9 protein-coding genes are annotated in these 9620 nt (G+C 70.0%); 6 read left to right on the top strand and 3 right to left on the bottom strand.

Features of this window, described 5'->3' with window-relative positions:
- Positions 1-2: 2 nt before the first annotated feature.
- A complete protein-coding gene (locus tag QZ994_RS16635) occupies positions 3-545 on the top strand; it encodes a phosphatidylglycerophosphatase A (RefSeq protein WP_290874196.1) in 543 nt (180 codons plus the stop codon).
- Positions 546-567: 22 nt separating this feature from the next.
- Entirely contained in the window at positions 568-1059 is a 492-nt protein-coding gene (locus tag QZ994_RS16640) for a CinA family protein (RefSeq protein WP_290874199.1), read from the top strand.
- Between the two features lie 22 nt (positions 1060-1081).
- On the opposite strand, the gene QZ994_RS16645 is transcribed toward QZ994_RS16640, so the two are convergent.
- On the bottom strand, positions 1082-1426 hold the full coding sequence (locus QZ994_RS16645) for an SMR family transporter (protein WP_290874202.1): 345 nt from the start codon (positions 1424-1426) through the stop codon (positions 1082-1084).
- On the bottom strand, positions 1423-2034 hold the full coding sequence (locus QZ994_RS16650) for a TetR/AcrR family transcriptional regulator (protein WP_290874205.1): 612 nt from the start codon (positions 2032-2034) through the stop codon (positions 1423-1425). Before QZ994_RS16650 ends, QZ994_RS16645 begins: the two co-directional genes overlap by 4 nt.
- Before the next feature lie 169 nt (positions 2035-2203).
- Between QZ994_RS16650 and QZ994_RS16655 the strand changes: the two genes are divergently transcribed.
- Positions 2204-3154, top strand: a complete 951-nt coding sequence (locus tag QZ994_RS16655) for a CysB family HTH-type transcriptional regulator (RefSeq protein WP_290874208.1) — start codon at positions 2204-2206, stop codon at positions 3152-3154.
- Positions 3155-3163: 9 nt separating this feature from the next.
- Here the strand turns inward: QZ994_RS16655 and QZ994_RS16660 are convergent, their stop codons facing one another.
- Positions 3164-3550 (bottom strand): phage holin family protein, encoded by a 387-nt coding sequence (locus QZ994_RS16660; RefSeq protein ID WP_290874210.1) that lies wholly within the window; start codon positions 3548-3550, stop codon positions 3164-3166.
- A 165-nt stretch (positions 3551-3715) separates the two neighbouring features.
- Here QZ994_RS16660 and QZ994_RS16665 point away from each other — a divergent pair, with 165 nt between their 5' ends.
- From QZ994_RS16665 to QZ994_RS16675, 3 genes are all read left to right on the top strand, one after another.
- Positions 3716-4882 carry a GGDEF domain-containing protein gene (locus QZ994_RS16665; protein WP_290874213.1) on the top strand — a complete coding sequence of 389 codons (1167 nt, stop codon included), beginning with the start codon at positions 3716-3718 and terminating at the stop codon, positions 4880-4882.
- 17 nt (positions 4883-4899) lie between these two features.
- Positions 4900-6087 (top strand): diguanylate cyclase, encoded by a 1188-nt coding sequence (locus tag QZ994_RS16670; RefSeq protein ID WP_290874216.1) that lies wholly within the window; start codon positions 4900-4902, stop codon positions 6085-6087.
- A 150-nt stretch (positions 6088-6237) separates the two neighbouring features.
- Positions 6238-9585 (top strand): response regulator, encoded by a 3348-nt coding sequence (locus tag QZ994_RS16675; protein WP_290874220.1) that lies wholly within the window; start codon positions 6238-6240, stop codon positions 9583-9585.
- Positions 9586-9620: the final 35 nt, after the last annotated feature.

Below are 9620 nucleotides of genomic sequence, written 5' to 3' on the forward strand. Positions count from 1 at the left end.
GCGTGCGCCTGCTGTTGAGCCACCCGGCCCACTTCATCGCCTTCGGCGCCGGCAGCGGCCTGAGTCCCGTGGCCCCGGGCACCGTGGGCACGCTGTGGGGCTGGTTGTGCTTCACCGCCATCCACCATGTGCTGGGTTCGGGGCGCCAGGCCGATGTGATCTGGGCCGGCATCCTCTCGGTCGGCTGGCTGGTGGGCCTGTGGGCCTGCACGCGCACGGCGCGCAGCATGAACGTCAGTGACCCGGGTGCGATCGTGTGGGACGAGGTCTGGGCGATCTGGCTGATCCTGTGGCTGGTGGACGCCCCCGACTGGCGCGGCCAGCTGGTCGCCTTCGTGGCCTTCCGTTTCTTTGATGCAGCCAAGCCGGGCCCCGTGCGCTGGGCCGACCAGCTCTTCAAGCGCCAGCCCGGCCAGCCCATCGGCTGGGCCCAGGGCCTGGGCATCATGTTCGACGACCTGGTGGCTGCGCTGTGCACGCTCCTGCTCTTGGCCCTGGCCGTGGCTGTGCGCCAGGGTGGCGTCAGCGCCGGCCTGCTGAGCTGAAGCCGAGCGCATACTGCACCCCATGGACACCGCAGACACCCTGGCCCGCGTGGCCGACCTGGCCGCCGCCCTGCAGCACCGTGGCTGGCGCGTGGCCGCGGCCGAGTCCTGCACCGGTGGCCTGATCGCGGCGGCCTGCACCGAACTGGCCGGCTCCAGCGCCTGGTTCGAGCGTGGCTTTGTGACCTACAGCAACGAGGCCAAGGCCGAGCTGCTGGGCGTGGACGCGGCCCTGATCGCGGCCCACGGTGCCGTCAGCGAAGCGGTGGCCCTGGCCATGGCGCGTGGGGCGCTGGCGCGCTCGCGGGCCGATCTGGCTGTGGCGGTCACGGGGGTGGCCGGGCCGACGGGCGGCTCGCCTGCCAAGCCGGTGGGCACGGTGTGGTTTGCCTGGGCCACGCACGGGGCGGCGCACGCCGAGTGCCGCTTGTGGCCGGGCGACCGCGCGGCGGTGCGCCGCGCCACGGTGGACCATGCGCTGGCGGGCCTGCTGGCGCGGGCTGTGCCGATCTGAGCCGACCCGACCTGCCGCGGACTCAGTGCGGCACCGATTTGGAAAACAGGTTGATCACGGCCACGCCCGCGATGATCAGCCCCAGGCCGGCGAGGGCCGGTGCGTCCAGCGGCTCCTTGAACCAGGCCCAGCCGACCAGGGTGATGAGCACGATGCCCACGCCCGACCAGATCGCGTAGACCACGCCGGTGGGCAGGTGCTTGAGCGTGAGCGACAGCAGCCAGAACGCCACGCCGTAACCCAGCACCGTGAGCAGGCTGGGCAGCAGGCGGGTGAAGCCTTCCGAAGCCTTGAGCGCCGAGGTGCCGATGACCTCCGCCACGATGGCCAGGCCCAGCAAGAGGTAGGTGGTCTGCAAGGGGCTCATGGCGACTCCGAAGGGGCGGTGAAGGGGGCGTCAGGGCAGGTTCGTCCCTGGGTGAAGGCCTGCAGGCGGGCCAGCACGGCTTCGCGCTGGGTGGCATCGAGGCGGCGGTTGCCCAGCAGGTCGGCCAGCCAGAGCCCGTCGGCGGCCAGGCGGCAGATCAGCAGCAGGGTGGGGTCTTCGCCCGGGGCGGTGTCGGGGGCGCAGGCGGCGGCGTCCCAGTCGCGCCAGCGGGTTCGCAGGGCCGGGTCGCCGATCAGGGCGGCCACCAGCGCCATCCAGCGTTGCTGCTCGGCGCCGTCGCCAAAGCCCTGGGCGCCGGCCATCAGGTAGGCTCGGGCGGCGCGGCCCCGGGGTTCGGGGTCGGCGCTGGCGCGGGCGTGCACGGCCTGATCGAACTCGCCCAGAAGCCCTTCGAAGAGCTGCTCGAACAAGGCCTGCTTGCTGGGGAAGTGGTGCAGCAAGCCCCCTTTGCTGACGCCGGCCTGCCGGGCCACGGCGTCGAGCGTGACGGCGGGCGCGCCCTTGGCCACGGTCAGCTCGGCCGTGGCCTGCAGCAGTTGCTGGCGCAGTTGCTCGGGTTGTTTGGGGCGGCGGTGGGCGGTGCTCATGCTTGAATGATACCGTCTGGTTGGTATGTTTGGAAGTCAAGGGCTTTGAAAGGCGCTGACCGGGTGTGCGCTTCTGCCGTTTCCGCAGAAGCTCAGAAGGAAACAGTTGTTTTGCAAATATGCAATGCTGATCAAAATGCGTTCTCCGCATGAAGGGGAGAAAAAAGACATGAATTTTCAGCAGCTGAGATCGGTGCGCGAGGCCGTGCGCCGGGGTTTCAACCTGACCGAGGTGGCCCAGGCCCTGCACACGTCCCAGCCGGGCGTGAGCCGCCAGATCCGCGAGCTGGAAGACGAGTTGGGCATCGAGCTGTTCGTGCGGGTGGGCAAGCGCCTCACGGGCCTGACCGAACCGGGCACCCAGGTGTTGCCCATCATCGAGCGCCTGCTGTCGGACGCCGACAACCTGCGCAATGCCGCCCGTGATTTCTCGCAGCACGATGCCGGCCCCCTGGCCATCGCGGCCACGCACTCGCAGGCGCGCTATGCCCTGCCTTCGGCGGTGCGGGACTTCCGCCAGCTGTATCCCCAGGTCACCATGAACCTGCATCAGGGCTCGCCCAAGCAGGTGGCCGAGATGCTGTTGAGCGGGGAGGCCGACATCGGCATCGCCACCGAGGCCCTGACCCAGTACGAGCAGCTGGTCACGCTGCCTTGCTACCGCTGGACGCACAGCGTGGTGGTGCCGCCCGGCCATCCCCTGCTGGATGGCGAGCCGCTCACGCTGCAGCGCCTGGCGCGCTTCCCCCTGGTGACCTACGACGCGGGTTACACCGGCCGCTCCCACATCGACGAGGCCTTTGCCCGCGAGGGTGTGCAGCCCAGCATCGTGCTCACCGCCATGGACGCCGACGTGATCAAGACCTATGCCGAACTCGGCCTGGGCGTGGGCATCGTGGCCTCCATCGCCTTCGACGAAGACCGCGACCGCAACCTGCGCGCCCTGGATGCCGGCCATCTCTTCGAGATCAACATGACGCGCCTGGCCTTCCGCCGTGGGGCCTTTTTGCGGGCCTACGTCTATTCGTTCATCGAGACCTTTGCGCCCCCGCTGACGCGCCGCGTGGTGGAGCAGGCGGCCAGCCTCACGCCCAGCGAGGCCGAGTCCTTCGACATCTGAGCCCGGGTGTCAGCGCGGCGGCATGGGCGGGAAGCCCGGTGGCAGCCGCGAGGGGAAGATGCGCTCCAGCGCCGCGTCGATCACCAGGCCCCAGAGGCTGTAGAGCACCGAGCCCAGCAAGGCGTCCCAGAAGCCGGCGACCTGGAATCCTTCCAGCATCCCGGAGGCCATCTGGAAGGTGAAGGCGTTGATCACGAAGAGGAACAGGCCCAGCGTGAGCACCGTCACGGGCAGGGTCAGCAGGATCAGAAGCGGACGCACGAAGGCGTTGAGCAGGCCGATCACGAAGGCCGCGAGCATGGCGGCACCAAAGCCGGTGACGTGGACACCGGCATCGAACTGGGCCAGCAGCATCAGGGCGGCGGCGAGGAGGAGCCAACGGGCAAGCCATTTCATGCGCACAGCATACGCGCTGACGACGACCTCGCCGCTGGCGCAGGCATGCCCCTGGATCCAGGTCAAGCCCCTGTGGGGATGACACCCATTGGCCGACACTGACACAGGCGCGGGCGCGCGGAAGCGGTACGATGGCCTGCGAAGGGTGTTCGCGGGCCAGTTGTTGTGCGTGAAGTCATCGAGCGGTTCATCATCAGTTCCACCCCGGCCTGGCGGGTCCTCCTGGCGGTGGGCGCATCGCTGCCCTTTTTCCTGATCATCCTCATCGGGCACGGTCTGGCCATGCGCTCGCCCGAGATCCGTGTCGGGCTCGATCTGGGCATCATGCGGGCCATCCAGTGGCTCGTGGGGCTGGCCAGCGTGGTCAACCTGAGCGTGGCCTGGCGGTTGTGGCCCCGGCGCCATGAGCCCGATCCCGTCCCCACGGAGACCCTGCTGGTCTGCCTGAGCATCGGCCTGGGTTACACCCTGACCACCATCTGGGCCGGCAGCTTCACCGCGCCGCCCAGCGTCGTGCTCATGGGCGTGCTGGTGGTGGGCCTGCTGCTGTTCGAGCGCCGGCCCATGTTCATTGCCTACGTGCTGTGCACGGTGCTGATCGTCGGCTACGACATCGGCGTGCTGGCCGGTGTCATGCCTTACGCCCCGGCGGTGCTGCCCGAGGCCTACCTGGGTGACGCCGGCCTGCCCACCTGGTGGTGGCGCATCTGGCGCCTGTTTGTCTTCTGTGCGGGTTATGCCGTCATCCTGGGGCTGGTCTTCCTGTTGTTCAGCCGCCTCGATGGCCTGCACAAGCAGCTGGCCCACCTGTCCTACACCGATGGCCTCACCGGTCTGGCCAACCGGCGCCGCCTGATGGAGGCTCTGTCCGCCGAACTGGCCCGCCAGCGGCGCACCGGCCAGCCTTGCTGCCTGGTGATGATCGACCTGGACCACTTCAAGCAGGTCAACGACGGCCACGGCCACCTGCAAGGCGATGAGGTGCTGCGCCAGCTGGGGGCCCTGATGTTGCGCTGCGTGCGCAGCCCCACCGACCTGGCTGCTCGGGTGGGCGGGGAGGAGTTCGCCTTGCTCCTGCCCGACACCCGCCTGGCCGAGGCCGAAGCCGTGTGCACCCGCCTGCGCGAGGCCCTGGCCGCCCAGGTGTTTGGCGAAGCTGTCAGCCGTTTCACCGTCACCGCCAGCATGGGCGTGGTCGAAAGCCTGGGCCTGGATGCCGAGCCGCTGCTGCGCGAGGTTGACCACGAGCTCTACCGTGCCAAGGCCGCGGGTCGCAACCGCGTCTGCCTGCAGGCCTGCCGAGGCGGGTTGACCTTGGGGGCGGGCGCATGAAACGGCCTGAGCCCGGCATGCCCGCAGCCTGGTGGCAGGCCCTGTGGCCGCGACTCGAGCGCCGCGCACTGGCGCGGCACGATCCGTCCAGTGTGGTGCTCTTTGTGGCCCTGGGCTGGCCCATGCTGGCCCTGATCTGGGGGCTGCAGGCGCTGGCCTTGTGGACCCCTTTGGCGGACGGGGTGTTCCACCAGGGCTGGTTGAGGGGTGTTCACCTCGCCCTGGGCGCCCTGATCGCCTGGTTGACGGGCGTGGCCGTGCTGGCCTGGCGGGCGCGCCACCAGCCCGAGTCGGCCCCCCGTCTGGCGGCCGCGGCCTTGTGGCCGGGGTTGGCGGGACTCTCGGCCTTGTGCCTGGCCTATGGCCTGACCGACACGCCCATGTGCATGGTGCTGATGGCCCAGATGGTGTTTGCGCGTGCCCTCTTCAGCTGGCGGCAGGCCAAGGGGCCGATGGCCGCCGCGCTCGGCCTGGCCCTGTGCATGGGAGCCTGGATGCTCACCGCCGGAACGGACACCTCGCCCCTGCTGGCCCAGCCCGTCTACCAGGGGCAGGGCATGCACCCCTGGTGGGCGCTGTGGGTGCGCAGCGTCTTCGCGGTGGCGCTGCTGCCGGTGTCGCTGGCGCTGTTCTACTTTGCCAGCTTGCTGGCGCGCCGCCAGAGTGAGCTGGAGACCCTGGGCCGCACCGATGCGCTCACCGGCCTGGTCAACCGTCGGGAGTTCATGACCCGCCTCACCCGCGAGGCCCACCGCCAGGCCCGCAGCGGCCGCCCGCTTTCGGTGCTGATGGCCGACGTTGACCACTTCAAGCGCGTCAACGACAACTGGGGGCACCCCATGGGCGACCAGGTGCTGGCGGCCATCGGCCAGCTGTTGCGGGCGCACACCCGGGAGGGGGTCGACACCGCAGCCCGTTACGGTGGCGAGGAGTTCGTCCTGCTGTTGCCCGAGACCGACCTCGCGGGTGCCGAGCAGGTGGCCGACAAGATCCAGGCCCAGTTGCGCGCGCAGGCCTTCCTGGCTGCGCCGGGCGAGGTCTTCCGCGTCACGCTGAGTGCGGGCGTGGCGCAGGTGGTCGAGGGCGACACGGCGCAGGCCCTGAAGGTGGCCGACCACAACCTGTACCAGGCCAAGCTGGCCGGGCGTGACCGGGTGGTGGGCAGTGTGGCCTTCCCGGCGCGGGGCAGCGCGGGCCCGTCCTGACCCTTTGGTGAAACCTGGAGCGGGGCGATGCACGCGACAAATTGCATGGGCTGCGTGACATAAGTCGGACCGAAACAGGTCTTTACCCTGCTTCACCTGTCGGCCGCCTCGTGACAATGTCGCACTGGAGTCCTGACCCGCGTCCTGCGCATGAAACTCAAAACCGTTTCCCGCTGGTTCTTCCTGCTGGTCGCCCTGGCCCTGGTGGCCAACGTGAGCTTTCTGCTGTTGATCCGTGCTGCCTACCAGGGCAACGAGGAGGCGACCCTGCGCCGTGGCGACACACTGCGCCTGGTCACAGGCCTGCAGCGTGAGACCGCCCTGCTGGGCCGGCTGGTGCGCGCCTACGCGACCACCGCCGACCCGCGCTACCTGCTTTACTACTACGACATCCTGGCCATCCGCGAGGGCAGCAAGCCTCGCCCGGAGGTCGACGACCTGGGTCAGTACTGGGAAGACGTCATCGCCGGGCGCCGCAAGCACGTGCTGCCCACCGGTGTCGCAGGCATCCCCCTGATCGCCCGCATGCAGGCCCTGGATTTCAGCCCGGGCGAGCTGGCCGCGATGAAGCAGGTGGTGGCCGCCACCGAGCGCCTCAAGAAAACCGAGCAACAGGCCTTTGCCGCCACCCAGGGCCTGTTTGATCCGGTCAAGCAGGCCTATGTGTCGGAAGGCGAGCCCGACCTGGCCTATGCCAGCGCCCTGGTGCACGCCCCCGCTTACGAGGCCCTGATGGCCGACCTGGCCCAGGCCGTGGGCGCACTCAGCCGTGCCACCGACCTGCGCACCGCCCAGGAGCGCAGCGAGGCCGCCTCGGCGCTCGAGCGTTTCATCATGCTGGCCCTGCTGGTCGACCTGTTGCTGCTGCCTTTGCTCGTGCGCGCCTTTTACGTGGTGCGCGCCCGCCTGCTGTCGCCCATGGTCCAGCTGGGCCAGGTCGCGCGGCACCTGGCCGATGGCGACTACAGCGCACGCGCTGGCGACCGCGACCGCTGGGCCGACGAGCTCGACACCCTGGCCGAAACGCTCAACGTCATGGCCCGCGCGGTGCAGGACGACGTGGCCCGCCAGGCGCGGGTGCAGCAGGAGCTCAGTGCCGCCCGCGACCTGGCCGAAGACGCGACCCGGGCCAAGTCGATGTTCCTGGCCAACATGAGCCACGAGATCCGCACGCCCATGAACGCCATCCTGGGGATGACGCACCTGGCCTTGCAGACCGAGCTGGACGAGCAGCAGCGCGACTACCTCAGCAAGGTGCAGGCCGCGTCCACCAGCCTGCTGGGTGTCATCAACGACATCCTCGACTTCTCCAAGATCGAGGCAGGCAAGCTGGAGCTGGAGTCGGCGCCCCTGCGCATCGAGGACGTGGTGGGCCACACCCTGATGCTGCTGCGCCAGCGCGCCCAGGAGAAGGAGCTGGAGCTGCTGTGCGAGTTCGGCAGCGCCGCCTTGCTCAACGAGGCCGGTTCGGTCTACGGCGACGCCCTGCGCCTGGGCCAGGTGCTGACCAACCTGGTCTCCAACGCCGTCAAATTCACCCACCACGGCCACGTCAAGCTGAGCGTCTTCCTGGTCGAGCGCCACGGTCAGCAGCTGCTGGTGCGCTTTGACGTGCAGGACACCGGCATCGGCCTGAGCGCCGAACAGCAGGCCCACCTGTTCGAAGAATTCACTCAGGCCGACGGCTCCACCACCCGCCGTTATGGCGGCACGGGCCTGGGCCTGAGCATCACCCGCCGCCTGGTCGAGCTCATGGGCGGCAGCATCCGCGTGCAGAGCGACCTGGGTGCGGGCGCCTGCTTCTCGGTCTCGGTGCCGCTGAAGATGGCGCCCCTGCCACGCCACGCCTTCGGCAGCATGCCGGTGAGCCAGCTGCGCGTGCTCGTGGTCGACGACCAGGCCGAGACCCGCCTCACCCTGGTCAGCCTGCTGCGCTCGCTGGGCGTGGGCCAAAGCGAGCCCGGTGGCATCGACATGGCTGGCGATGGCCCCTCCGCCCTCGAAGCCATCATCGAGGCCCGCGTGGCCGGTCGCCCCTATGACCTCGTCCTGCTGGACTGGGTCATGCCCGGGCTGGACGGCAAGACGGTGCTGACCTCGCTCAAGCAGCAGGCGCCCGAACTCGAGGTGGTCGTGATTTCGGCCTATGGCCTCGACAGCCTGCGCGCCACCGCCATGCAGGCCGGCGCCCTGGCCTTCCTGCACAAGCCCATCCTGCCCGAGGCCCTGCGCGCCCTGCTGGCCCGCCTGTTGGGCATCGGTCTTCCCGAACACAGCCGCCCGGCGCTGGTGCAGGAGGGCGTGCGCCTCGATGGCCTGCGCGTGCTGCTGGCCGAAGACAACGCCCTCAACCAGCAACTGGCCGTGGAGTTGCTGGGCCGTCGCGGTGCCCTGGTCGACGTGGCCGCCAACGGCTGCGAGGCCCTGGAGCGCCTGAGACAGGCGGGTCCGCAGGGTTATGACGTCGTCCTCATGGACCTGCAGATGCCCGTGATGGACGGCTACGAAGCCACCCGCGAGATCCGCAAGGACCCGCTGCTCGCCGGTCTGCCCGTGCTGGCCATGACGGCCCATGCCATGCAGGAAGAGCGCGAGCGCTGCCTGGCCCTGGGCATGCTGCAGCACATCACCAAGCCGCTGGACCCCGCCTTGCTCTACGAGGCGCTGGCGCCCTATGTGCGGCCAGCGCCGCCCGTGGTGCCGCTCGCCGTGGCGACGCCGCCCCGCGCCCCGGTCGGCCTGCTCACCCAGGCGGCCGCCTTGAGCGGCTGGGCGGACCTGCCCAGCCTGCAAGGTGTGCTGGCCTCACCGCCCACCCCGCCTGTGCGGCCGGCCAGTGCCTTGCCCGAGATCGAGGGCCTTCAGGTCCACCTGGCGCTCTCGCGCTTCGAGGGCGACGTGGCCTTCTACACGCGCACCCTCCAGTCCTTCGTCACCCACGCCCGGCACATGGGCGCCACCCTCAGGCGAGCCCTGCAGGAGGGCCTGTGGCCCGACCTGGTGCGTGAGGCCCACACCCTCAAGGGCCTGGCCGGCACCATCGGTCACGACGGTCTGGCGGTGCAGTCGGCCCTGCTCGAGTCGGCGGCCATGGCCGTCAAGAGCCAGGGCACGGCCCTGGTGGCCGAGGCCATCGATGCGGTGGCCGATGAGCTCGACCGCCTGCTGCCCGCCCTTGATGCCCACCTCGCCGCCCAGGCGCCCGCCGAACCCCCATCTGGCCTCGCTTCGGGCGCGCAGCCCCAGCACCCCGCCACCGCGGAAGACATGGCCCTGGCCGCGCGCCTGCGCCATTTGGCCGCAGAATGCGACAGCGAGGCCCTGGCCCTGTGGCAGCGCCACCGCGCCGACTTCGCAGCCTGGATGCCGCCGATGACCACGGCCCGCCTGGCGTCGGCCCTGGAACGTTGTGACTTCGACTCTGCCTTTGGCCTGCTCACCGACGTGAGCACGGCCGGGGCCGCTTCGCCGGGCGTGGACACGGCGCCCACCGCATGAGCGCCCTCACGCCCCCTTTCGCCCCGCCCGAGGCC

It is taken from the genome of Aquabacterium sp., from assembly GCF_021768455.1.
Classification (GTDB): domain Bacteria; phylum Pseudomonadota; class Gammaproteobacteria; order Burkholderiales; family Burkholderiaceae_C; genus Aquabacterium.

Coding starts and splice junctions, on each gene's coding strand:
- QZ994_RS16650 (WP_290874205.1), bottom strand. CDS start 2,034: ATGAGCACCGCCCACCGCCGCCCCAAACAACCCGAGCAACTGCGCCAG.
- QZ994_RS16655 (WP_290874208.1), top strand. CDS start 2,204: ATGAATTTTCAGCAGCTGAGATCGGTGCGCGAGGCCGTGCGCCGGGGT.
- QZ994_RS16640 (WP_290874199.1), top strand. CDS start 568: ATGGACACCGCAGACACCCTGGCCCGCGTGGCCGACCTGGCCGCCGCC.
- QZ994_RS16645 (WP_290874202.1), bottom strand. CDS start 1,426: ATGAGCCCCTTGCAGACCACCTACCTCTTGCTGGGCCTGGCCATCGTG.
- QZ994_RS16660 (WP_290874210.1), bottom strand. CDS start 3,550: ATGAAATGGCTTGCCCGTTGGCTCCTCCTCGCCGCCGCCCTGATGCTG.
- QZ994_RS16675 (WP_290874220.1), top strand. CDS start 6,238: ATGAAACTCAAAACCGTTTCCCGCTGGTTCTTCCTGCTGGTCGCCCTG.
- QZ994_RS16670 (WP_290874216.1), top strand. CDS start 4,900: ATGCCCGCAGCCTGGTGGCAGGCCCTGTGGCCGCGACTCGAGCGCCGC.